The organism is Kosakonia sacchari SP1 (assembly GCF_000300455.3).
In the GTDB taxonomy this organism is placed as follows: Bacteria; Pseudomonadota; Gammaproteobacteria; order Enterobacterales; family Enterobacteriaceae; genus Kosakonia; species Kosakonia sacchari.
Genome location: NZ_CP007215.2, coordinates 1,614,985 through 1,637,164 on the forward strand (window position 1 = coordinate 1,614,985; position 22,180 = coordinate 1,637,164).

At 54.8% G+C, this 22,180-nt stretch carries 20 protein-coding genes; 15 read left to right on the forward strand and 5 right to left on the reverse strand.

Annotated features, from left to right (window positions below; genetic code table 11):
- Positions 1 to 22: 22 nt before the first annotated feature.
- Entirely contained in the window at positions 23 to 595 is a 573-nt protein-coding gene (gene yeiP, locus C813_RS30665; RefSeq protein ID WP_017458534.1) for an elongation factor P-like protein YeiP, read from the reverse strand.
- A 163-nt stretch (positions 596 to 758) separates the two neighbouring features.
- Between yeiP and C813_RS30670 the strand changes: the two genes are divergently transcribed.
- The gene (locus C813_RS30670; protein ID WP_017458533.1) at positions 759 to 1,013 is read left to right on the forward strand and encodes a YkgJ family cysteine cluster protein; all 255 of its coding nucleotides are present in this window, start codon (positions 759 to 761) and stop codon (positions 1,011 to 1,013) included.
- Here the strand turns inward: C813_RS30670 and setB are convergent.
- Positions 1,010 to 2,191 (reverse strand): sugar efflux transporter SetB, encoded by a 1,182-nt coding sequence (gene setB, locus C813_RS30675; protein WP_017458532.1) that lies wholly within the window; start codon positions 2,189 to 2,191, stop codon positions 1,010 to 1,012. The two genes, C813_RS30670 and setB, sit on opposite strands and share 4 nt — an antisense overlap.
- Positions 2,192 to 2,555: 364 nt before the next feature.
- On the opposite strand from setB, the gene fruB reads away from it, so the two are divergent.
- The 4 genes from fruB to tnpA all read left to right on the forward strand — a co-directional run bounded on the left by fruB (position 2,556) and on the right by tnpA (position 6,939).
- Positions 2,556 to 3,686, forward strand: coding sequence for a fused PTS fructose transporter subunit IIA/HPr protein (gene fruB / locus C813_RS30680; RefSeq protein WP_017458531.1), 1,131 nt, complete (start codon positions 2,556 to 2,558; stop codon positions 3,684 to 3,686).
- The gene (gene fruK, locus C813_RS30685) at positions 3,687 to 4,625 is read left to right on the forward strand and encodes a 1-phosphofructokinase (protein ID WP_017458530.1); all 939 of its coding nucleotides are present in this window, start codon (positions 3,687 to 3,689) and stop codon (positions 4,623 to 4,625) included.
- 16 nt (positions 4,626 to 4,641) lie between these two features.
- A complete protein-coding gene (fruA, locus tag C813_RS30690; protein ID WP_017458529.1) occupies positions 4,642 to 6,333 on the forward strand; it encodes a PTS fructose transporter subunit IIBC in 1,692 nt (563 codons plus the stop codon).
- 168 nt (positions 6,334 to 6,501) lie between these two features.
- Entirely contained in the window at positions 6,502 to 6,939 is a 438-nt protein-coding gene (gene tnpA, locus C813_RS30695; protein ID WP_025263572.1) for an IS200/IS605 family transposase, read from the forward strand.
- Between the two features lie 76 nt (positions 6,940 to 7,015).
- Here the strand turns inward: tnpA and nfo are convergent, their stop codons facing one another.
- Positions 7,016 to 7,873 carry a deoxyribonuclease IV gene (gene nfo, locus C813_RS30700; RefSeq protein WP_017459771.1) on the reverse strand — a complete coding sequence of 286 codons (858 nt, stop codon included), beginning with the start codon at positions 7,871 to 7,873 and terminating at the stop codon, positions 7,016 to 7,018.
- Between the two features lie 71 nt (positions 7,874 to 7,944).
- A complete protein-coding gene (locus C813_RS30705; protein WP_017459772.1) occupies positions 7,945 to 8,994 on the reverse strand; it encodes a YeiH family putative sulfate export transporter in 1,050 nt (349 codons plus the stop codon).
- Between the two features lie 101 nt (positions 8,995 to 9,095).
- On the opposite strand from C813_RS30705, the gene yieE reads away from it, so the two are divergent.
- The 9 genes from yieE (at position 9,096) to C813_RS30750 (ending at position 19,922) form a co-directional block, all read left to right on the forward strand.
- A complete protein-coding gene (gene yieE, locus C813_RS30710; protein WP_017459773.1) occupies positions 9,096 to 9,962 on the forward strand; it encodes a DNA-binding transcriptional regulator YeiE in 867 nt (288 codons plus the stop codon).
- A 189-nt stretch (positions 9,963 to 10,151) separates the two neighbouring features.
- Complete coding sequence (locus C813_RS30715; protein ID WP_086868404.1) at positions 10,152 to 10,925, forward strand: transporter substrate-binding domain-containing protein; 774 nt, start codon at positions 10,152 to 10,154, stop codon at positions 10,923 to 10,925.
- 3 nt (positions 10,926 to 10,928) lie between these two features.
- Positions 10,929 to 11,594 (forward strand): amino acid ABC transporter permease, encoded by a 666-nt coding sequence (locus tag C813_RS30720; RefSeq protein ID WP_017459775.1) that lies wholly within the window; start codon positions 10,929 to 10,931, stop codon positions 11,592 to 11,594.
- On the forward strand, positions 11,594 to 12,250 hold the full coding sequence (locus C813_RS30725; protein ID WP_017459776.1) for an amino acid ABC transporter permease: 657 nt from the start codon (positions 11,594 to 11,596) through the stop codon (positions 12,248 to 12,250). The genes C813_RS30720 and C813_RS30725 overlap by 1 nt, the downstream gene beginning before the upstream one ends.
- Positions 12,231 to 12,968 (forward strand): amino acid ABC transporter ATP-binding protein, encoded by a 738-nt coding sequence (locus tag C813_RS30730; protein ID WP_017459777.1) that lies wholly within the window; start codon positions 12,231 to 12,233, stop codon positions 12,966 to 12,968. Before C813_RS30725 ends, C813_RS30730 begins: the two co-directional genes overlap by 20 nt.
- A 182-nt stretch (positions 12,969 to 13,150) precedes the next feature.
- Positions 13,151 to 14,620, forward strand: a complete 1,470-nt coding sequence (locus C813_RS30735; protein ID WP_017459778.1) for an amino acid permease — start codon at positions 13,151 to 13,153, stop codon at positions 14,618 to 14,620.
- Between the two features lie 271 nt (positions 14,621 to 14,891).
- Positions 14,892 to 16,871 carry a catecholate siderophore receptor CirA gene (gene cirA, locus C813_RS30740; protein WP_017459779.1) on the forward strand — a complete coding sequence of 660 codons (1,980 nt, stop codon included), beginning with the start codon at positions 14,892 to 14,894 and terminating at the stop codon, positions 16,869 to 16,871.
- A gap of 272 nt (positions 16,872 to 17,143) precedes the next feature.
- Positions 17,144 to 19,483, forward strand: coding sequence for an RHS repeat protein (locus C813_RS30745; RefSeq protein ID WP_017459780.1), 2,340 nt, complete (start codon positions 17,144 to 17,146; stop codon positions 19,481 to 19,483).
- Positions 19,422 to 19,922 (forward strand): hypothetical protein, encoded by a 501-nt coding sequence (locus C813_RS30750; protein ID WP_139164785.1) that lies wholly within the window; start codon positions 19,422 to 19,424, stop codon positions 19,920 to 19,922. The genes C813_RS30745 and C813_RS30750 overlap by 62 nt, the downstream gene beginning before the upstream one ends.
- Before the next feature lie 40 nt (positions 19,923 to 19,962).
- Here C813_RS30750 and fghA read toward each other — a convergent pair whose 3' ends face one another.
- Positions 19,963 to 20,799 carry an S-formylglutathione hydrolase gene (fghA, locus tag C813_RS30755; RefSeq protein WP_017459782.1) on the reverse strand — a complete coding sequence of 279 codons (837 nt, stop codon included), beginning with the start codon at positions 20,797 to 20,799 and terminating at the stop codon, positions 19,963 to 19,965.
- A gap of 150 nt (positions 20,800 to 20,949) precedes the next feature.
- Here fghA and C813_RS30760 point away from each other — a divergent pair, with 150 nt between their 5' ends.
- Positions 20,950 to 22,077 (forward strand): YbfB/YjiJ family MFS transporter, encoded by a 1,128-nt coding sequence (locus tag C813_RS30760; RefSeq protein WP_017459783.1) that lies wholly within the window; start codon positions 20,950 to 20,952, stop codon positions 22,075 to 22,077.
- Positions 22,078 to 22,180 lie beyond the last annotated feature (103 nt).

Sequence of the window (22,180 nt, forward strand, 5' to 3'; positions counted from 1 at the left end):
CTTTTTTCATGCATCGCGCTTATCAGTCCGCGCGGCCCATATAGCGGCGCTCTTCGATATGAATACGGATTTTCTCGCCGGTGGTCAGGTATTCCGGCACCTGGACAACCAGACCGGTGGTCAGGGTTGCCGGTTTGGTGCGTGAGCTGGCGGAAGCGCCTTTGATACCCGGTGCGGTTTCCACAATTTCCAGATCCACCGTCTGCGGCAGTTCGAGCGCCAGCAACTGACCGTCCCACAGCAGAACCTGCATATCCGGCATACCGCCTTCCGGAATAAACAGCAACTCTTCTTCAATCTGCTCTTTATTGAAGGTGTACGGCGTGTAATCTTCTTTATCCATAAACACGTATTCGTTGCCGTCAACATAAGAGAAGTCGACAAAACGACGGTTCAGGGTCACGGTATCAAGGATATCATCGCCTTTAAAACGCTCTTCCACTTTCAGCCCGGTACGGACATCGGAAAAACGCATTTTGTAGAGCGTTGCCGCGCCACGGGCGCTCGGTGACTGAATGTCAATATCTTTCACAATCAGCAGCTTGCCGTTGTAATTCAGCACCATACCTTTTTTAATTTCGTTCGCTCTTGGCATTGCAAGGGTCCTGTAAATTGAAAATAACAAAAATATCGCGACAAACTACTCGCGAGGGACTTTTCAGGCAAGTGGAATCGGAGAGTTTTGCGTTCAGAGGGCAAAAGATGATAGCTTGCGCCCTGCACGCGCAGCCCCGCGCGCCTGAGAATAGAGAACGTTTATGGAATGCCGCCCGGACTGCGGAGCCTGCTGTACCGCCCCGTCCATCAGTAGCCCGATACCCGGCATGCCCGACGGGAAGCCTGCTAATACGCCCTGCGTTCAGCTTGATGCGCAAAAGCGCTGCAAAATATTCGGCTCGCCGCTGCGCCCAAAAGTCTGCGCCGGGCTGCAACCGAGCCGCGACATGTGCGGCGCAAACCGCGAGCAGGCGATGGTTTATCTGCTCGATCTTGAACAACAAACCGCGCCTTAAATATCTTTTATCCGGCTCAGGCAAACCTGCGTAACCAGCGTCATTGCCAGTGCAATCCAGAACACCGCGTGATAACTCCAGATCTCTGCCACCACGCCAGCCAGCGAACCGGCGATGATCCAACCGACTCGCGTGGTATTAGTATAAAGGGTGGTGGCTGAACCCGCCTGGCCAGGCATCAAATCCTGAAAGTAGAGCATGCCAATCCCGGCGAGAATGCCGATATAAATCGCGTTCAGCAGTTGCAAAGCAAGCAGCACTACGGGCGTATGCACCGTCAGCATTCCGGCATAAAAGAAGATGCCCGCCACGGCGCTAACGCGCATCAGAAAGCGTTTGCCGAAGCGCTTTGCGTAATACCCGGCAATTAGCATGGTGGGGATTTCCAGCCCGGCAGCAGTACCCATCATCACGCCTGCCAGTTTCTCCGGCAGATGCAGCTCATCAATAATGAACAGCGGCATATTAATAATATAAAGGCTGTTAGTACCCCACATTAACGTACAAATCACGAACAACAGCAGCGCATCGCGGCGGTGAGTACGCGGTGCTTCTAATACCGCCGATTTCAGCTTTGGCTCTTTACGCATGGTTGGCAGGAACAGCCACACCATTGCGCCGCAGACAATAAAGGCTGCCGCCGCGCACAAATACATGATGGAAAAACCAAAACCCATCGCCAGCGCGTAGGCCAGCGGCGGGCCAATCACCCACGCCAGGGAGACTTGCGCGCGCAGTATCGAGCTGAACATCACGGCTTCACGCCCGGTGCGATCCGCATGTTCGCGCGCAAGTGCAAACATTTGCGGGTTCGCTGTTGAGCCGAAACTGCTGAGGAAAACCCCGACAAATAGCAAAACAAAGTAGTTACGGTTCCAGGCGAACAGCACACAAGCCAGTACGCCGAGCAGGCAACAGAAGACAATCAGCGTTTTGCGATCGCCTTTGCGGTCTGAGCGTCCGGCAAGAAACTGGCTCACCAGAATGCCTATCACCGCGCTGCCGGTAAAAAAGAAGCCCACCATCGCCGGGCGAACGTGCACTTCATTGGTTAAAAACAGGCTCAGCGTCGGTGTTTGTAGCGCACCGGCAATCCCCGTTAAAAAGGCGACAATCAGGAATGCCGTTGAGGTGAAATCAAAAGCGCCGGGGCGGGCAGCGGCGGGAGAATTTTGCATGTTAAATGAGATCCAATAGCGAGACGCGGAGTGTACGCCGCTGCATGAAAAAAACACAGCCTGCTAAGTAAAATTTGCGACAAAAAATCCAAATCTCTTTCCGGGGTTTTTATGAAGGCTGACGAAAGCTGAAAGTGGATTGCTGAACAGAAAGTCTGCTTCAGCAAATTTGTCTTACGCGCGGCCGAAATGTGCTGAACCTCAAAATTCTGCAACGCCAAATAAGAGAATTCTTGCTTACGGGACAAAAAAAGTGAATGCTCCTTGAAACGTTTCAGCGTCATCGCGTTATGTCTGAACAACGGCGGTGACGCACTATTTCTCAACCTAGCTGAAACGATTCAAGTCAGCGAGAGAGGGTCACATGTTCCAGTTATCCGTTCAGGACATCCATCAAGGCCAGCAGGCCAGCAATAAAGAAGACGCTATCCGCCAGATTGCGGCGGCACTGGTAGCAGCAGGCAACGTCGCCGACGGTTACGTCGATGGCATGCTGGCGCGCGAAGGGCAAACGTCCACGTATCTTGGCAATGGTATTGCCATTCCGCACGGCACCACCGACACGCGCGATCAAGTGCTGAAAACGGGTGTGAAAGTCTTCCAGTTCCCGCAGGGCATCCTCTGGAGCGAAGGACAGGTGGCGTATGTCGCCATTGGTATTGCCGCCAGCTCCGATGAACATCTCGGCCTGCTGCGTCAGCTGACGCATGTGCTGAGCGATGATTCCGTAGCCGCACAATTGCAGTCCGCCACCTCTGCTGAAGAGTTGCGCGCACTGCTGATGGGCGAAAAGCTGAGCGCATCACTCAAGCTGGATAATGAAACCTTATCGCTCGATGTTGCTGCCAGCGATCTGACGACGCTGCAAGCGCTGAACGCCGCGCGCCTGAAAGAGGCGGGTGCGGTTGACGCCGCGTATGTTACCCGCGCCATTAACGAGAAACCGCTGAATCTGGGCCAGGGCATTTGGCTGAACGACAGTGCTGAAGGCAACGTGCTGAGTGCTGTTGCGGTGAGCCGTGCAGCCACCCCGTTTGAGGTGGAAGGTGAGCGTGCGGCGCTGCTGGTCAGTGTTGCGATGGCCGACGAACAGCCCGTTGCGGTGCTCAAGCGTCTTAGCGATCTGTTGCTTAACAATAAAGCCAATCTGTTGCTGAATGCCGACGCCGCCACGTTGCTGGCGTTGCTGAGCAGTGACGATGCGGTGGCTGAAGACCTGCTGAGCGAGGAGTTTGTCGTGCGTAACGAACACGGTTTGCACGCGCGTCCTGGCACCATGCTGGTCAACACCATCAAGCAATTTAACAGTGAAATTACCGTCACCAACCTTGACGGTACTGGCAAACCCGCGAATGGACGTAGTCTGATGAAAGTTGTTGCACTTGGCGTGAAAAAAGGACACCGCCTGCGTTTCACCGCGCAGGGTGATGATGCTGAACAGGCGCTGAAAGCGATTGGCGAAGCCATCGCTGCGGGTCTGGGGGAGGGCGCATAAATGAGCAGACGTGTCGCTACGATCACCCTTAATCCGGCCTATGATCTGGTGGGGTTCACCCCGGAAATTGAACGCGGCGAAGTTAACCTCGTACGCACTACCGGCCTGCATGCTGCGGGTAAAGGGATCAATGTCGCAAAGGTGCTGAAAGATCTTGGCATTGACGTCACTGTGGGGGGCTTCCTCGGTAAAGATAACCAGGACGGCTTTCAGCAGCTATTCAGTGAGCTGGGCATTGCCAACCGTTTCCAGGTGGTGCAGGGGCGTACCCGCATCAACGTGAAGTTGACGGAAAAAGATGGCGAAGTAACGGACTTTAACTTCTCCGGCTTTGAAGTCACCCCGGCTGACTGGGAACGCTTTGTTAACGATTCGCTAACCTGGCTTGGTCAGTTCGACATGGTTTGCGTGAGCGGTAGTCTGCCGTCTGGCGTCAGCCCGGAAGCCTTTACTGACTGGATGACGCGCCTGCGTAGCCAGTGCCCGTGCATTATCTTCGACAGCAGCCGCGACGCGCTGGTAGCCGGTCTGAAAGCCGCGCCGTGGCTGGTGAAACCGAACCGCCGTGAGTTGGAAATCTGGGCGGGTCGTAAATTGCCAGACTTAAAGGACGTTATTGAAGCCGCTCATGCGCTTCGCGAACAGGGGATCGCCCATGTGGTGATTTCACTGGGCGCAGAAGGTGCGCTGTGGGTTAACGCTTCGGGCGAATGGATCGCCAAACCGCCGTCAATGGAAGTGGTAAGCACCGTTGGCGCAGGGGATTCAATGGTTGGTGGGCTGATTTACGGTCTGCTGATGCGTGAATCCAGTGAACATACATTACGCCTGGCCACCGCTGTTGCTGCACTGGCGGTAAGTCAGAGTAACGTAGGTATTACCGATCGTACCCAGTTAGCCGCGATGATGGCGCGAGTTGACTTAAAACCCTTCAACTAACAGCAGGAGAGGCATAATGAAAACGCTGCTGATAATCGACTCCGAACTCGGGCAGGCCCGCGCCTATATGGCGAAGACCTTGCTGGGCGCGGCGGCGCAGAAAGCAAATCTGCAATTTATTGATAACCCAGGCGAAGCTGAACTGGCTATCGTGCTGGGTAGCAAGCTGCCAGGCGACAGTGCGCTGGACGGGAAAAAGGTCTGGCTGGGTGATATTAATCGCGCAGTCGCCCACCCGGAACTGTTCCTGAGCGAAGCGAAAAACCACGCATCGGTGTATGTCGCGCCTGCTGCAGCGGCGACAGCCGTGACCAGCAGTGGCCCGAAACGCATTGTTGCGGTCACTGCCTGCCCGACAGGCGTGGCGCACACCTTTATGGCGGCGGAAGCTATCGAAACCGAAGCAAAAAAACGCGGCTGGTGGGTGAAAGTGGAAACCCGTGGCTCCGTGGGTGCGGGCAATGCCATTACTCCGGAAGAGGTTGCGCAGGCGGATCTGGTGGTGGTTGCCGCTGACATCGAAGTCGACCTGGCGAAATTTGCCGGTAAGCCGATGTATCGTACAACAACGGGCCTGGCGCTGAAGAAAACGGCACAGGAACTGGATAAAGCCGTCGCGGAAGCGAAGCCTTATCAGCCGTCGGGTAAACCCTCTGCTGATGCTGCTGAAGGTAAGACAGAGAGCGCGGGCGCATACCGTCACCTGCTGACGGGCGTTTCCTACATGCTGCCGATGGTGGTAGCGGGTGGTCTGTTAATTGCGCTCTCCTTCGCATTCGGTATTACCGCGTTTAAAGAAGAAGGCACGCTGGCGGCCGCGCTGATGAAAATCGGTGGTGGTTCAGCCTTTGCCCTGATGGTGCCAGTGCTGGCGGGCTTTATCGCGTTCTCCATCGCCGACCGTCCGGGTCTGACTCCGGGTCTTATCGGCGGTATGTTGGCGGTAAGCACCGGTTCGGGTTTTATCGGCGGTATCATTGCCGGTTTCCTCGCGGGCTACCTGGCGAAAGGCATCAGTAAAGGCCTGAAGTTGCCGCCGAGTATGGAAGCGCTGAAACCGATTCTGATCATTCCGCTGGTTTCCAGCCTGATTGTCGGCCTGGCGATGATTTACCTGATCGGTACGCCGGTGGCGAAAATCCTGGCGAGCCTGACTTCCTGGCTGCAAACCATGGGCACGGCTAACGCCGTCCTGCTGGGTGCAATCCTCGGTGGCATGATGTGTACCGACATGGGTGGCCCGGTCAACAAAGCGGCATACGCCTTTGGTGTGGGTCTGCTGAGTACGCAAACTTACGCACCGATGGCGGCGATTATGGCTGCCGGTATGGTGCCGCCGCTGGCGATGGGTCTGGCGACCATTGTGGCGCGCAACAAGTTCGACAAAGGTCAACGCGAAGGTGGTAAAGCCGCGCTGGTTCTGGGTCTGTGCTTTATCTCCGAAGGCGCGATTCCGTTCGCTGCCCGCGACCCGATGCGTGTTCTGCCGTGCTGTATCGCCGGCGGTGCGCTGACTGGTGCTATCTCCATGGCGATTGGCGCGAAACTGATGGCACCGCACGGTGGTCTGTTTGTGCTGCTGATCCCAGGCGCTATCACGCCGGTACTGGGCTACCTGCTCTCTATCGTCGCGGGTACGCTGCTGGCGGGTCTGGTGTATGCCTTCCTGAAACGGCCAGAAACAGAAGCCGTCGCGAAAGTAGCATAAGAAATTGCCGACATCCGGGAAATGAGAAGGGCCGCTTAGCGGCCCTTTTTTATCCTTGCATGAACACCACCTCCTATGGAGGTGGTCAGCAACAAGTTGGCTCTGCCAATAATGCTACTCATGGGAAAATCCGAATCCGTTATCCCCATAACTGATAAGGATTTAACCATGAGTAGATTCCAGAGAGCATCTCATGTGCTCTGGTGTTGTCAATATCATATCGTTTGGACACCCAAGTACCGATTTCGCATCCTGAGGAACAATGTTGGCAAAGAGGTCTATAAACAGATAAGGATCTCAAGTGAACAGCTCGGGATAGAAGTGGTGGAGCTGAATGTCCAGATAGATCATGTTCATTTGCTGGTAAAAGTGCCACCACGGCTTTCAATTTCCCATGTAATAGGTCACTTAAAGGGTAAAACAGCCCTTCGATTGTTCAGTAAATTTCCTTATCTACGGAAGAATAAGTTGTGGGGCAATCACTTCTGGGCACGGGGTTACTGCGTGGATACCGTAGGTATAAACGAAGAAATGATAAGAAAGTACGTGAAGTACCAGGAAAAGCATGAAGTTGAAGAGAGCCAACTTCCACTAAAAGAGGTGTGAAGGGAAGGCTCTCAGAGTCTGGACTTAGTACGCCCCTATGGGCGCTATCAATGCCACCTGCTATGCAGGTGGTTTTTTACGCGGTGGCTTCAGCGGTCTGCTGCGCCTTCAGCCAGGCAATCTCTTCGGCCCAGATATCCGGGTTAATAGTTTCCAGGATCATAGGAATGCCATCGAAACGTGCGTCACGCATGATCCAGCGAAACGCGTCATGCCCGATATTCCCTTCGCCGAGACTGTGGTGGCGGTCAACGCGGCTACCAAAAGTACTTTTGGCATCATTCAGATGCATACCGCGCAGATACTGGAAACCGACCACACGCTCGAATTCCGCGAAGGTATCTGCTGTGGCTTGTTCGGTGCGCAAATCATAGCCTGCGGCAAACGCATGGCAGGTATCAATACACACACCAACGCGGGATTTGTCTTCCACACCGTCAATAATCGCCGCCAGATGCTCGAACTTAAACCCTAGATTGCTGCCCTGGCCAGCGGTGTTTTCAATCACGGCGGTGACGCCTTCGGTTTGTACCAGCGCAATGTTGATGGATTCGGCAATTCGCGCCAGGCATTTATCTTCGGGGATCTGCATTAAATGGCTGCCCGGATGGAAGTTCAGCAGTGTCAGCCCCAGTTGCTGGCAACGGCTCAGCTCATCTATAAACGCGTCGCGGGATTTTTCCAGTGCATCAGCCACCGGGTGGCCCAGGTTAATCAGGTAGCTGTCGTGCGGCAGGATCTGACCGGGTGTGAAGTGGTATTTTTCGCAGGCGGCTTTGAATTCGTCGATGGTTTCCGGACTCAGCGGCGCGGCCCGCCATTGGCGCTGGTTTTTGGTAAACAGCGCAAAGGCGGTCGCGCCAATCTCAGCCGCGCGAATGGCGGCATTTGCCACGCCGCCGGAGGCGCTCACATGCGCACCAATATATTTCATAAAAACTCCTGTTAAACCCGCCAGGGGAAAACGCTCATCATAGCGGGTCAACAGGGCGGAGATGTAGTGGTTTATGCCATCAGGTGATGAACAGCCAGGTTAATGGCACCGCCGCCGACAATCAGCCAGACAAACAGAATCAGCCCCATGACCAGCGGTTTTGCCCCGGCATTCTTCAGCGCGCTGACGTGTGTGGTCAATCCCAGCGCCGCCATCGCCATCGCCAGCAGCAGCGTATCCAGCGTGTTCAGCATGTTCACCATCGATGCAGGCAGCAGATGAAACGAGTTAAACACCGCGACAGCCACAAAGCCCAGCGCAAACCACGGAATAGTCAGCTTGCTTTTTTCTGCGCCTTGCTGCGGGCTGAGCTGTTTAACGCGTGCCGCCAGCAGCAATAAAAACGGTGCCAGCATCATCACGCGCAGCATTTTAGCAATCACGGCGGCATTTTCCGTTTCCGGGCTGATAGCGTGTCCGGCGGCAACCACTTGCGCCACTTCATGTACCGTTGAACCTACCCAAATGCCATAGGTTTCCGGGCTAAACCAGTGCCCAACCAGCGGATAGAGTGCCGGGTAAATAAAGATTGCCAGCGTGCCGAAAATCACGACAGTGGCGACCGCGACCGTCACTTTACTGGCTTCCGCTTTGACCACCGGTTCGGTTGCTAGCACGGCCGCCGCACCGCAAATACTGCTGCCTGCGCCAATCAGCCAACTGGTTTTTTTATCCAGCCCGAACACTTTTTGCCCAAGAAAACAGGCCAGCAAAAAGGTACTGGACAGCGTCAGCACATCGATGGCGATTCCACTGACACCAACATCGGCAATTTGCGAAAACGTCAGGCGAAAGCCATAAAGAATGATCCCTAGTCGTAACAGGTGCTGTTTGGCGAACAGCACGCCGCTGTCGCAGCGGTGGTGCCATGTCGGGTAGAGCGTGTTGCCAAGCAGCATGCCGATAAGAATAGCCAGTGTTAAGGCGCTCAGCCCAAGGCCTGCGACGGAAGGAATCGAGCCAAGCCATAATGCGGCGGCGGTAATCAGGCCGGTCAACAACAAGCCAGGAATAAAATGCCAGACCGGATGGCGTCGAGTCTGTAACGTGATTTCTGTCATAACCTTCTCCTTTCAATGGAGAAAAGGTTAAGGCGAACTGGCTTAAAGGTAAAATTGATTATATATTTATAATCAATCTTTATAAGTGGTAAGTGACATCTATGCATATAACGTTACGCCAGCTTGAAGTCTTTGCTGAAGTGCTGAAAAGCGGCTCCACTACGCAGGCTTCGCAGCGGCTGGCGCTCTCGCAATCGGCGGTTAGTGCGGCGCTGACCGACCTTGAAGGCCAATTGGGTGTGCAATTGTTCGATCGTGTTGGTAAACGGCTGGTGGTGAATGAGCACGGGCGTTTGCTCTATCCCCGCGCGTTGGCAGCGCTCGAACAGGCGACAGAAATCGAGCAACTGTTTCGTGAAGATAACGGCGCTATCCGCGTCTTCGCCAGTAGCACGATTGGTAATTACATCCTGCCGGAGGTGATTGCCCACTACCGCCGTGATTTCCCCGATCTGCCGCTGGAACTGAGTGTGGGTAATAGCCTGGATGTGATCAACGCCGTCGCGGATTTCCGCGTCGACATTGGTTTAATCGAAGGCCCGTGCCACACGGCGGAGATTATCGCCGAGCCGTGGCTGGAAGATGAACTGGTGGTGTTTGCTCCGCCGTCATCCCCGCTGTTACAAGGCCGCGTAACGCTGGAGCAACTCGCCGCTGCACCGTGGATCCTGCGCGAACGCGGCTCCGGCACGCGCGAAATCGTCGACTATTTACTCCTCTCGCATCTGCCGCAGTTTCACTTGGGCATGGAGCTTGGCAACTCTGAAGCCATTAAGCACGCGGTGCGTCATGGGTTGGGCATTAGCTGCCTGTCGCGGCGCGTGATTGCCGAACAGCTTGAAACCGGCAGTTTAGTGGAAGTGCCGATCCCGCTGCCGCGTCTGGTGCGCACGTTGTGGCGTATCCACCATCGTCAGAAACACCTCTCCAGCGCATTAAACCGCTTTATTCGCTACTGCGATATTTGATTGCACCATCAGCAGGCGTCTGCACCGTTTTGGTGGTGCAGACGCAGCGCTGTAACCTTCGGTTCACGCCGTAAACCTCCTGTCTGTCACGCTCCGTCAGAATATATCGTTCTGGCACATTAGTTGCAGAAAGTGATTCAAAGAATCTTTTGTTTCATGAGCGATGAGGTGTTGATGATGAAAACGTGGATGAAGGCAGCAGCGGTGGCGACAGTAATGATGGCATGTACCTCGCAGGCCATGGCGGATCAATTACAGGATATTCAGAAGCGCGGCGTATTGCGCGTGGCAGTACCGCAGGATTTCCCGCCGTTTGGCTCTGTGGGCACCGATCTCAAACCGCAGGGTTACGACATCGATATGGCCGAATACCTGGCAAAAGGTATGAAGGTGAAACTGCAACTGGTGCCAGTAACCAGCGCTAACCGTGTGCCGTACCTGCAAACGCATAAAGTTGACCTCGTCATTTCCAGCCTTGGCAAAAATGCAGAACGCGAAAAAGTGATCGACTTCAGCCGAGCCTATGCCCCGTTCTTCCTTGGCGTGTTTGGCCCGAAAGAGGCCACCGTGCCCGATGCGAAAGCGTTAAGCGGCAAATCTATCGGCGTTACCCGCGGCGCCGTGGAAGACATGGTGCTGAGCGATATCGCACCGAAAGATGCCGACGTGAAGCGCTACGAAGATAACAACACCACGCTTTCTGCGTATATGTCCGGCCAGGTGCAGTATCTCGCCACCGGTAACGTTGTTGTGGCGGCCATTGCGCGGCAGAACCCGCAAAAAGCGCCGGTCAGCCAGTTTATGTTGAAAGATTCGCCGTGCTATATCGGACTGATGAAAAACGAACCCGCGTTGAAAGCGGAAGTCGACAAGCTGGTTGAGCAGGCGCTGAAAGAGGGCGAACTCAACAGCCTGTCACAGAAATGGATGCAGGCGCCTTTACCGGCCAACTTTGGCGCGTAACGCATGACGACGTCGCTTGATTTCGCCGCGCTCTGGCCGTTCTGGCCGGAGCTGCTGGCAGGGCTTTGGACCACCGTGACCTTAACCACGCTGGCGACGGTTGGCGGTGTGGCGATAGGCATCGTCGGTGCGGCGCTGCGTAGCGGTAAACCCGGTGTGATGAGTGCCATCTGGGGCGCGTACGTTGAGCTTATCCGCAACACGCCTTTTGTGGTGCAACTGTTCTTTATTGTGTTTGGTTTGCCGAGCCTCGGGCTGAAGCTCACCGCCGGTGAAGCGGCACTGATCGCCATGCTGGTTAACCTTGGCGCTTACAGCACGGAAATTATCCGCGCCGGGATCCAGGTAGCGCCGAAAGGGCAATGGGAAGCGGCCCGCGTCCTGGGGCTTAGCAAATCGCAAACCTTCTTACGGGTGATTTTGCCCCCCGCGCTGAAACGCATTTATCCGGCGCTGGTGAGCCAGTGCATTATCGTTATGCTGGGTTCCTCGGTGGTGTCGCAAGTCTCTTATGAAGAGTTGACCTTTATGGCCAACCTGATTCAGTCGCGCACGTTTTTAAGTTTTGAAGTCTATTTTGTCACCACGTTGTTGTACCTGATGCTGTCGCTGTTGATGCGTCAGCTGCTGCTGGCAATTGGGCGCAAATGGCTGGGGAGCGAGAGCTAATGAGTACGTTTACCGACTGGGATATTCTGCGCAACCTGCTGCTGGCAGCGCGCTGGACGGTGCTGCTGTCGCTGATCGCCTTTGTCTGCGGCACGCTGGTAACGCTGCCGCTGCTGGTGTTGCGCATTAGCCGCTGGCGCTTACCAAAACGGTTTATCAGCGCCTATGCCGCGTTATTTCAGGGCACGCCGCTGTTGATGCAACTGTTCCTGGCTTTTTTTGGCCTTGCGCTGTTTGGTATTGACGTCAGCGCGTGGACGGCGGCGACGCTGGCGCTAACGCTGTTTACCAGCGCCTTCCTGCTTGATATCTGGTACGGCAGCATCAAAGCATTGCCAAAAGGGCAGTGGGAAGCCTGCCGTTGTCTGGGACTGAGTTTTGGTCAAACACTGTTTCGCGTGATTGCGCCGCAGGCCATTCGAATCGCCATTGCGCCGACAGTGGGCTTTTCCGTGCAGGTGATTAAAGGCACAGCGCTGGCGTCGATTATCGGTTTTGTCGAACTCACCAAAGCCGGCACCATGCTCAACAACGTCACCTTTGCACCGTTCAAAGTGTTTGGTCTGGTGGCGTTAGGCTATTTCCTGCTGTGCTATCCGCTGTCGCGCTACAGCCGTTATCTGGAGAAGAAATTCCATGCCGCTCATCACCATTAATGAAGTGCAGAAATATTATGGCGACAACCATGTGCTGAAGGGCGTAAGCCTCGACATTGAAATGGGCGAAGTGGTGTCGATTATTGGCCGCAGCGGTTCGGGTAAAAGCACCTTACTGCGCTGCATGAACGGGCTTGAAGGCTATCAGGATGGCAGTATCAAACTGGGTGGTATGACGGTAACGGACCGGGAATCGCAGGCGCGTGAAATCAGCCGCTCAGTGGGCATGGTATTCCAGAGCTTTAACCTGTTCCCGCATATGACCGCGCTGGAAAACGTGATGCTGGCGCCGCGCCGGGTGCTGAAACTGCCTGCTGACGAGTGCCGTCGCCTTGCCATTGAGATGCTGGAAAAAGTGGGGCTCGGCGAGCGTATCGACTACTATCCGGCCAATCTTTCCGGCGGTCAGCAGCAGCGCGTGGCGATTGCCCGCGCATTGGCGATGAAACCGAAAGTGCTGCTGTGCGATGAAATCACCTCGGCACTGGACCCGGAGCTGGTCGGTGAAGTGCTGCGCGTGCTGGAGCAGCTTGCCTGTGAGGGGATGACGCTGATTCTGGTGACCCATGAAATGAATTTTGCGCGCGAAGTGGGCGACCGCGTGGTGTTTATGCATCAGGGAAAAGTCTGGGAGCAGGGCGAAAGCAAACACTTTTTCACGCAGCCAAAAACACCGGAACTGCAGCAGTTTATCGCGTCGGTACGCGGTCTGAATTAATCTTTCTGCTCCCGCATCCGCGCGGGAGCCAGTTTAGTGCCTCGCAACATCTGCCATTCACTGCTTTACTTATAATCCGTTGCCGATCATGAAGGTCTCTAATAAGAGGCGTTTTATGCCGGAAGGCCTGCGTTTCGTTTGCTACAATCGCGCCTCATTTTTTGGATGGATAGCATTTTCTTATGGTTTCCGAAACTAAAACCACAGAAGCGCCCACGCTTCGTCGAGAACTCAAAGCGCGTCATCTTACGATGATTGCCATTGGCGGTTCCATCGGTACAGGTTTGTTTGTCGCATCAGGGGCGACCATTTCTTCAGCGGGTCCTGGCGGCGCGTTGTTCTCCTATATTCTGATTGGCCTGATGGTCTATTTCCTGATGACCAGCCTGGGTGAACTGGCGGCGTTTATGCCAGTTTCCGGTTCGTTTTCCACCTATGGTCAGAAATATGTTGAAGAGGGCTTCGGCTTCGCGCTGGGATGGAACTACTGGTACAACTGGGCGGTAACCATCGCCGTTGACCTGGTGGCGTCGCAATTGGTGATGACCTGGTGGTTTCCGGATACACCGGGCTGGATCTGGAGCGCGCTGTTCCTCGCGGTGATTTTCCTGCTTAACTACATCTCTGTGAAAGGCTTTGGCGAAGCGGAGTATTGGTTCTCGCTGATTAAAGTGGCCACCGTCATTATTTTCATCATCGTTGGCGTGATGATGATTGTCGGTATTTTCCAGGGGGAAAAACCGGCTGGCTGGAGCAACTGGGCGATTGGCGATGCGCCATTTGCCGGTGGTTTTTCGGCCATGATCGGTGTGGCAATGATTGTCGGTTTCTCTTTCCAGGGCACTGAGTTAATTGGTATCGCGGCGGGTGAATCGGAAGATCCGGAGAAGAACATCCCGCGCGCGGTGCGCCAGGTGTTCTGGCGTATTCTGCTGTTCTATGTGTTCGCGATTTTGATTATCAGCCTGATTATTCCGTACACCGATCCGAGCCTGCTGCGTAATGACGTAAAAGATATCAGCGTCAGTCCGTTCACGCTGGTGTTTGAGCACGCGGGTCTGCTCTCTGCGGCGGCAGTGATGAACGCGGTGATCCTGACGGCGGTTCTGTCGGCAGGCAACTCGGGAATGTACGCCTCCACGCGTATGCTCTACACGCTGGCGTGTGATGGCAAAGCGCCGCGCATTTTCGCTAAATTATCGAAAGGCGGCGTACCGCGTAACGCGCTGTATGCCACCACGGTGATTGCTGCGCTGTGCTTCCTGACCTCAATGTTTGGCAACCAGACCGTGTATTTGTGGCTGCTGAACACTTCCGGCATGACTGGTTTTATCGCCTGGCTGGGCATTGCCATTAGCCACTACCGTTTTCGTCGTGGCTATGTGGCGCAGGGGCATTCGCTGGATAATCTGCCGTATCGTTCAGGTTTCTTCCCGCTGGGGCCGATTTTCGCCTTCGTCCTGTGCCTGATCATCACACTTGGGCAGAACTATCAGGCTTTCCTGGCAGACAGCATTGACTGGGGCGCCGTTGCGGCGACGTATATCGGTATCCCGCTGTTCCTTATTATCTGGTTAGGCTATAAATTTTCGAAAGGAACCCGTTTCGTGCGTTATAGTGAAATGGAGTTTCCGGAACGTTTCACGAAATAAATTCACTCTTTAGCCCTCTGTATGGAGGGCTTTTTTTGCCCTGCCAACGTTCCCTCCCGCTGCGATTATTTACATAACTTTAATCTTGCGAAATTGATAATCATTATCGTTTACATTAATGTAAGCGCCTGAATAAAAAGGGTATCTGCCCGGGCTTCTGTGCCCGAAGGTCAATAATTTCCCCGTCAGCGTCAATGTAACGCTGACGTGTTTTGCAGTATGTGAGCAATATTCTTCGCAATTTTTTGTAGTTACCTCATGGAGTTACGGAATGTTTACCTTGAATCCCATTGTCCGGGGAGGCCTCTGCGCGTCCGCACTTTCTTTGGCGCTGCCGGTAATGGCCGTAGAGAATGGCGAAACGCTGGTGGTCACCGCGTCGGCAACGGAGCAGAACCTGAAGGACGCGCCGGCCAGTGTCAGCGTGATCACCCAGGAAGACTTGCAGCGCAAGCCGGTGCAAAACCTGAAAGATGTGCTGAAAGAGGTGCCTGGCGTTCAGCTCACCAACGAAGGGGACAACCGTAAAGGCGTCAGCCTGCGTGGTCTCAACAGTAGCTACACGCTGATCCTGATTGACGGTAAGCGCGTCAACTCCCGCAATGCGGTTTTCCGCCATAACGATTTTGATCTTAACTGGATCCCGGTTGATGCCATTGAGCGTATTGAAGTGGTGCGCGGCCCGATGTCTTCCCTGTACGGTTCTGACGCGCTTGGCGGCGTGGTGAACATCATCACGAAAAAAATCGGCCAGCATTGGACAGGCACTATCACTGGGGATAGCACTATTCAGGAGCATCGCGATCGCGGGGATACCTGGAACGGCCAGTTCTACACCAGCGGCCCGCTGATTGATGGTGTGCTTGGGTTGAAAGCCTTTGGCAGCGTGGCGAAACGCGAAAAAGATGAACAGCAGAGCTCACAAACGGACGCCAGCGGTCAGTCGCCGGGTATCGAAGGTTTCACCAGCCGTGATGGCAATGTGGAGTTTGCCTGGACGCCAGGCGACGATCACGATTTTACCGCCGGATATGGCTACGACCGCCAGGACAGAAACTCGGATTCGCTGGATAAAAACCGCCTTGACCGGCAAAACTACTCGCTGGCGCACAATGGCCGCTGGGGTGAGGTAAACAGTGAACTACGTTTCTACGGCGAACAGATCGATAACAAAAACCCGGGCAACAGCAGCACAATCCGTTCGGAAAGCAACACGCTCGACGGCAAAGTGGTGCTGCCGTTGGGGCAATATAATCAGCTTGTTACACTGGGGGGCGAGTGGCGTCACGACACTTTAAAAGATCCTGTTAACCTGACCGGCGGCGACAGCAGTGAAACCTCGACCAGCCAGTACGCGCTGTTCGTTGAAGATGAATGGCGTATTTTCGAGCCACTGGCGCTGACCACCGGTGTCCGTATGGACGATCACGACACCTATGGCGATCACTGGAGCCCGCGTGCTTACCTGGTTTACAGCGCCACCGATACGCTGACCGTGAAAGGCGGTTGGGCGACGGCATTTAAAGCGCCTTCTCTGTTGCAGCTTAGCCCGGACTGGACCACCAACTCCTGCCGGGGCGGCTGCCGTATTGTTGGCAGTCCGGAACTGAAACCAGAGACCAGCGAAAGTTTCGAACTGGGCCTTTACTACCGCGGGGAAGCGGGCTGGCTGGAAGGCGTGCAGGGCAGTGTAACCGCCTTCCAGAACAATATCGACGACATGATCAATATTAGCCGTACGTCGAGCCTGAGCGAAGCACCGGGTTACTCTAACTTCGTCGGTTTTGAGCGGAATGCCAGCGGCGTACTGGTGCCGGTATTCCGTTACTACAACGTTGATAAAGCGCGGATTCAGGGGGTGGAAACCGAGGTGAAAATCCCGTTCGATGAGGCGTGGAAACTGACGCTGAATTACACCTATAACGATGGCCGCAACCTGAGCGGTGGCGGCAATAAACCGTTGCAGGATCTGCCGTTCCACACCGCCAACGGCACGCTGGACTGGCAAGCCACGCAAGATTGGTCATTCTATGTTTCCGCCAACTACAGCGGGGAAAAACGCTCCGTATCGCAGGGCGTAACACCGGGCGGCTACGTTATCTGGAATGCGGGCGGCGCATGGCAGGCGACAAAAAACGTCAAGCTGCGTGCGGGTGTGCTTAACCTTGGCGATAAAGATCTCAGCCGAGACGATTACAGCTACAACGAAGATGGCCGTCGCTACTTTATGGCGCTGGATTACCGCTTCTGATAAGAGAACCCCGGTGGTCGCAGGCTGCCGGGGAATGTAAAACCTCGTCCCCCGGGCGTGGTCAGCAACCTTTTTGGCGCTGCCTAGGGTCTTTTCATACATCTGGCAGAGGCTTCTTTTTAGTGCGTCCTTCGGGAGCGAAATGAATGCTGTCTTCTGTGAGGCGGATCTGTATGTGTCGCAAGCCCTGGGGTCACCACTAAATTACCGCGTCAACGAACCTATACTTCTCCTGATATCCACAAGCGTTATCGATAGCAATGGAGAATCCTATGAGTACATCCCTTTACAGTAAAACCCCGTCAGTCACGGTGCTTGATAACCGTGCTCTGCTAGTACGCGCTATCGTTTATCACCGCCATCCCGACTCGCCGGACATCACCGATGAATGCATTACCCGCCATCAGTTTGATGCGCGCGCTCTGCCGTCACAAAGTGCCGACCCGCGCCTGCACGCCGCCGGGCTGGCGAATTTCAGTTACCTCAGCGACCTGAACGGCACGGCGCTACGCACGCAGAGTGCGGATGCGGGTACATCCGTTGCCCTGAATGACGCCTCCGGGCGGGTTTTTTTACAGGTCAGCAATGTTGGTCCAGGCAACGAGCGCGGCGCTGCTGTGACCCGCACTTTTCAGTATGAAGATGCCAGTCTGCAGGGGCGGTTGCTCGGCATTACCGAGCAGGCTGCCGGGGAAAACGCACGCGCCACCGAACGGTTTGTCTGGGGTGGTCATTCCGCAGATGAACAGAGCCACAATCTCGCCGGTCAGCCAGTGAGCCATTACGACCCGGCAGGCCTGCTGTCGACCAACAGCATTTCCCTGAGCGGCGTGCCGCTTTCCGTCACCCGTCAGCTGCTGCCGGACGATGCCGAAGCAGACTGGCAGGGCGTGGACGCCTCGGCGTGGAACGACCTGCTGGCGGGCGAAATCTACACCACCACCAGCACGGTAGACGCCGCCGGGAATGTCCTGACCACGCTTGATGCGAAAGGTAATCTCCAGCGCGTGGCGTTTGATGTGGCGGGTCTGCTGAAGGGCAGCTGGCTGACGGTGAAGGGGGGGACAGAGCAGATTATCGTGAAATCCCTGTCATACTCCGCCGCCGGGCAGAAGCTGCGCGAGGAACACGGCAACGGCGTGGTAACCACGTACAGTTATGAAGCGGAAACGCAGCGTCTTATTGGTATTAAAACGGAACGTCTGTCTGCTGCAAAAGTGCTGCAGGATTTGCGCTACGAATACGACCCGGTGGGCAATGTGCTGGTTATCACTAACGATGCCGAGGAGACGCGTTTCTGGCGCAATCAGCAAGTGGTGCCCGAAAACCGCTACGCCTACGACAGCCTGTACCAGCTGGTCAGCGCGACCGGGCACGAAATGGCCAGCGCGGTGCAGCAGAACAGCAGCCTGCCAGCTTATTCCTCCTTTGATGACGCCACCTACACCAATTATTCCCGCACTTACACCTACGACAGGGCCGGAAACCTGACGAAAATTCAGCACAGCGCACCCGCGTCCGGCAATAACTACACGACATCAATTACAGTCAGCGACCGCAGCAACCGCGCGGTGCTCAGCACCCTGACGGAAAATCCGGCGGATGTGGAGGCGCTGTTCACCGCCGGTGGGCAGCAAAAACAACTTTTACCGGGGCAGACACTCCAGTGGACGGCGCGCCAGGAGTTGCAAAAAGTCACGCCCGTCACCCGCAACGGCGCAGCCGACGACAGCGAAAGTTACCGTTACAATGCAAGCAGCCAGCGCATCGTCAAAGTCACCTCACAACTGACCGGCAACACCATGCAGACAAAACGGGTGATTTACCTGCCGGGTCTGGAACTGCGCAGCAGCGCAACCGAAGAATTGCAGATAATAACGGTTGGCGAAGCCGGCCGCGCTCAGGTGCGGGTTTTACACTGGGAGAGTGGTCAGCCTGACGGCATCAGCAATGACCCGATTCGTTACAGCTACGACAACCTCACCGGCAGCAGCAGCCTCGAAGTGGACAGCAGCGGCGAGTTAATCAGCCAGGAGGAGTATTACCCGTTCGGCGGCACGGCGCTGTTTGCTGCCCGCAGCCAGCTTGAGGCGGATTACAAAACGATTCGTTATTCCGGCAAGGAGCAGGATGCCACGGGGCTTTACTACTACGGTTACCGCTATTACCAGCCGTGGGCTGGACGGTGGCTGAGTGCCGATCCGGCGGGTACGGTGGACGGGCTTAATTTGTTCAGAATGGTTTTGAATAATCCGGTCACCTTATATGATGATAAAGGTGAGGCTGCTTATGACAGTAAAGGAGGTAAAAGATATTCAATTCGTGATGCGCGACTTGATTATGAAATATCAAGTGCAGGTTCTATTCTTGAGGAAGCGATAAGGAAACTCGAACAGCCAAAATTAGATCCTGATACGAAAGAGCGCATCAGGGAAATTTTTAAAGGTGCGACACATTTAAAGAAAATTAAAACATCAAGGTTCAAAGATGAGTTGCTGCTGCGCTTCAAATATATGCGGCAAGCATTAACTAAAAATAAAACGATGTTTGATGATGAAGGTAAGGGGGTTGGGCGCCTTGCGTTGGTTAATAAAAATGATACTGACATTTAGAATGTACTTTTCAGGTATCCATTTTGATTACTTTGGCACCGCGCTAAATATACATACTATATTGCATGAATCATCTCATTTTTCAGGGATGCAGCGGACGGGTAAGTACCTGAAAATCTATGGGGATGAGGGCTCACGTGATTTTTTCTATACATTGTTCAATCAAAATAACTACAACGACATGCAAAATTACATTCGTAATGGAATTAGAAATACAGAAAGCGATTTGAAAAAACTGGATGCTAATGCAATAAACGAAAAGTTTGGTGTTAAATTGAATAGGGTGAATATAGCTTTACATAACGCTGATACATTAGGGCTTGTTGCATTGAATCTTGGACATTCTAAAATGAAAAGACTTTCAGGTTTTGATGAAAATGAAAAGGTCGGAAAGTTTAGAAAGAATGCGAATAAAAATATGCATAAGAAATATCTATAAAAACGGGATTCCCGGCGAAGCTATTTCGCCGGGACTACTGCTATTTCAACAGATGCTGCGCATGGAAGCGCAAATGATCTTCAATAAACGCAGCAATAAAGAAGTAACTGTGATCGTAGCCGGACTGGATGCGCAGCGTCAGCGGCCACGATTTTTGCCGTGCCACTTCCGCAAGCCGTGCGGGCTGGAGTTGATCGGCCAGGAACTGATCATTATCCCCCTGATCTATAAGTGTAGGGATCGCGTCAGTTTCGTTGCTTTCCAGCATCAGCGCGCAGCTATCCCATTCACGCCACTGCTGCGCGTCGTCGCCCAGATAGGCGCGAAACGCTTTTTGCCCCCACGGTACCTGCATCGGGTTAACGATCGGCGCAAAGGCAGAAACGCTGGTGTAGCGGCCGGGGTTTTTCAGCGCCATGATCAACGCGCCGTGACCGCCCATAGAATGGCCACTGATCGCGCAGCGGTCGCTGACCTTAAATTGCGACTGGATAAGCGCAGGCAGTTCATCGCGCAGATAATCATACATACGATAGTGCGCCGCCCATGGCTGCTGGGTGGCGTTGAGGTAAAAACCTGCGCCTTTGCCGAGGTCATAGCCTTCTGCATCTGCCACATCGTCGCCGCGCGGGCTGGTATCCGGCATTACCAGCACAATACCTAATTCTGCGGCCACGCGTTGCGCGCCAGCTTTGGTGGTGAAGTTTTCATCATTGCAGGTGAGACCGGAAAGCCAGTACAGCACCGGCGGCGGTGTTGCGCTGTAGTGCGGCGGTAAAAAGATGCTAAAGGTCATCGTGCAGTTCAGTACGGTGGAGTCGTGGCGCCAGCGCTGTTGCCAGCCTTCAAAACAGCGGTGCTCTTCAAGCATTTCCATGCGGGGCTCCTTAGAATTTTTACAGACAAAGTAAGGTGACTTCCTTTCATCATACAGGCTATTCCCCTTGCCGTGCGTAACTTTCACTTCCGCATAAACGCAACATACTGCATCATAAACATAACTTTACGTTAACATTTGGGGGCGCTAATGGCGCAACGTGTGGCGCTTTGTGGGTTTATTGTGCTGGTGGTCGCGATGGGCATCGGGCGTTTTGCCTTCACGCCGCAGGTGCCGTTGATGATTCGCGACGAGCAACTGACCCTGACCAGCGCCGGGCTGGTGGCGGCGATTAACTACCTCGGTTATCTGCTTGGTGCCTGGGACGCAATGCGCGCGCAGCGGCATATCGAAGCCCGTCTTTATCTTGGTATTGGCGGCGCGGTGGCGTTGACCTTTCTCTCTTCGCTTGCGGATAACGCCGTGATTCACGGCACATTGCGCCTGGTGATTGGCGCCATGAGCGGCTGGGCGATGGTGCTGATTGCCGCCTGGACCAACGAGCGGCTGGCGCATGCCGGAAAACCAGGACTGAGCGCCGCGGTTTTCGCCGGGCCGGGGGCGGGCATTGCATTAAGCGGCCTGCTGGCGGTGGCGATCCAGGCAAAAGGGTTAAGCGCTGCCTCCGCCTGGCAGGTGTATGGCGTGCTGGCGCTGCTGCTGGTGGCGTTGATTGCTCGCTATTTGCCGCGTCCTGGCGAGTGGCATCGGCCGGGAGAAAAACCGCAGCCGTTACAGTTAACCACGGATCTTAAACGGCTGGTATGGAGCTATAGCCTCGCCGGGTTTGGCTATATCTTACCGGCGACGTTTCTGTCGCAAATGGCGGCGCTGCGCTTTCCTGGCAGCTTGTTTGCCCAGTTTGTCTGGCCGGTGTTCGGTGCCGCAGCGGTGGTGGGGATAGCGCTCAGTATTTTGCTGCGCCACGTTGGTCACAGCCATCAGCGGCTGGCGGTCGTGCTGTGGTTGCAGGGCGCGGGCGTACTGGCGGCATGGTTGCTGCCAGGGATGAGCGGGCTGGTATGTGGTGCGTTGCTGGTGGGCGGCGGATTTCTTTGCGCCGTGCAGCTTTCACTGCTGTATGGACGCGAGCTCGCGCCCAATCACACACGTTATATGGCCGGGTTATTGACCACCGGCTATGCGATGGGGCAACTGGTTGGCCCTATGACTTCCGCGCTTTCCACCTGGCTTACACAGCGGCTTGAACCGGCGCTTGGTGTGGCGGCAATTGCCCTGGTCATTGGCGGGGTTTTAGTCTGGAAGCGCGCGGCCTGAAAGGCGGCAGCGATTTCAATAATTATCGCCGCCAGGGCTGGATTATGTGCGCGACCTCACGCACAATGTTCGCTCACTTTGCGTTAACAACGCGAAGTTCGCC

Coding starts and splice junctions, on each gene's coding strand:
- yeiP (WP_017458534.1), bottom strand. CDS start 595: ATGCCAAGAGCGAACGAAATTAAAAAAGGTATGGTGCTGAATTACAAC.
- fruB (WP_017458531.1), top strand. CDS start 2,556: ATGTTCCAGTTATCCGTTCAGGACATCCATCAAGGCCAGCAGGCCAGC.
- C813_RS30760 (WP_017459783.1), top strand. CDS start 20,950: ATGGCGCAACGTGTGGCGCTTTGTGGGTTTATTGTGCTGGTGGTCGCG.
- cirA (WP_017459779.1), top strand. CDS start 14,892: ATGTTTACCTTGAATCCCATTGTCCGGGGAGGCCTCTGCGCGTCCGCA.
- C813_RS30735 (WP_017459778.1), top strand. CDS start 13,151: ATGGTTTCCGAAACTAAAACCACAGAAGCGCCCACGCTTCGTCGAGAA.
- C813_RS30750 (WP_139164785.1), top strand. CDS start 19,422: ATGATGAAGGTAAGGGGGTTGGGCGCCTTGCGTTGGTTAATAAAAATG.
- C813_RS30720 (WP_017459775.1), top strand. CDS start 10,929: ATGACGACGTCGCTTGATTTCGCCGCGCTCTGGCCGTTCTGGCCGGAG.
- yieE (WP_017459773.1), top strand. CDS start 9,096: ATGCATATAACGTTACGCCAGCTTGAAGTCTTTGCTGAAGTGCTGAAA.
- C813_RS30725 (WP_017459776.1), top strand. CDS start 11,594: ATGAGTACGTTTACCGACTGGGATATTCTGCGCAACCTGCTGCTGGCA.
- fruA (WP_017458529.1), top strand. CDS start 4,642: ATGAAAACGCTGCTGATAATCGACTCCGAACTCGGGCAGGCCCGCGCC.
- fghA (WP_017459782.1), bottom strand. CDS start 20,799: ATGGAAATGCTTGAAGAGCACCGCTGTTTTGAAGGCTGGCAACAGCGC.
- C813_RS30705 (WP_017459772.1), bottom strand. CDS start 8,994: ATGACAGAAATCACGTTACAGACTCGACGCCATCCGGTCTGGCATTTT.
- C813_RS30745 (WP_017459780.1), top strand. CDS start 17,144: ATGAGTACATCCCTTTACAGTAAAACCCCGTCAGTCACGGTGCTTGAT.
- setB (WP_017458532.1), bottom strand. CDS start 2,191: ATGCAAAATTCTCCCGCCGCTGCCCGCCCCGGCGCTTTTGATTTCACC.
- fruK (WP_017458530.1), top strand. CDS start 3,687: ATGAGCAGACGTGTCGCTACGATCACCCTTAATCCGGCCTATGATCTG.
- tnpA (WP_025263572.1), top strand. CDS start 6,502: ATGAGTAGATTCCAGAGAGCATCTCATGTGCTCTGGTGTTGTCAATAT.
- C813_RS30715 (WP_086868404.1), top strand. CDS start 10,152: ATGAAGGCAGCAGCGGTGGCGACAGTAATGATGGCATGTACCTCGCAG.
- nfo (WP_017459771.1), bottom strand. CDS start 7,873: ATGAAATATATTGGTGCGCATGTGAGCGCCTCCGGCGGCGTGGCAAAT.
- C813_RS30730 (WP_017459777.1), top strand. CDS start 12,231: ATGCCGCTCATCACCATTAATGAAGTGCAGAAATATTATGGCGACAAC.
- C813_RS30670 (WP_017458533.1), top strand. CDS start 759: ATGGAATGCCGCCCGGACTGCGGAGCCTGCTGTACCGCCCCGTCCATC.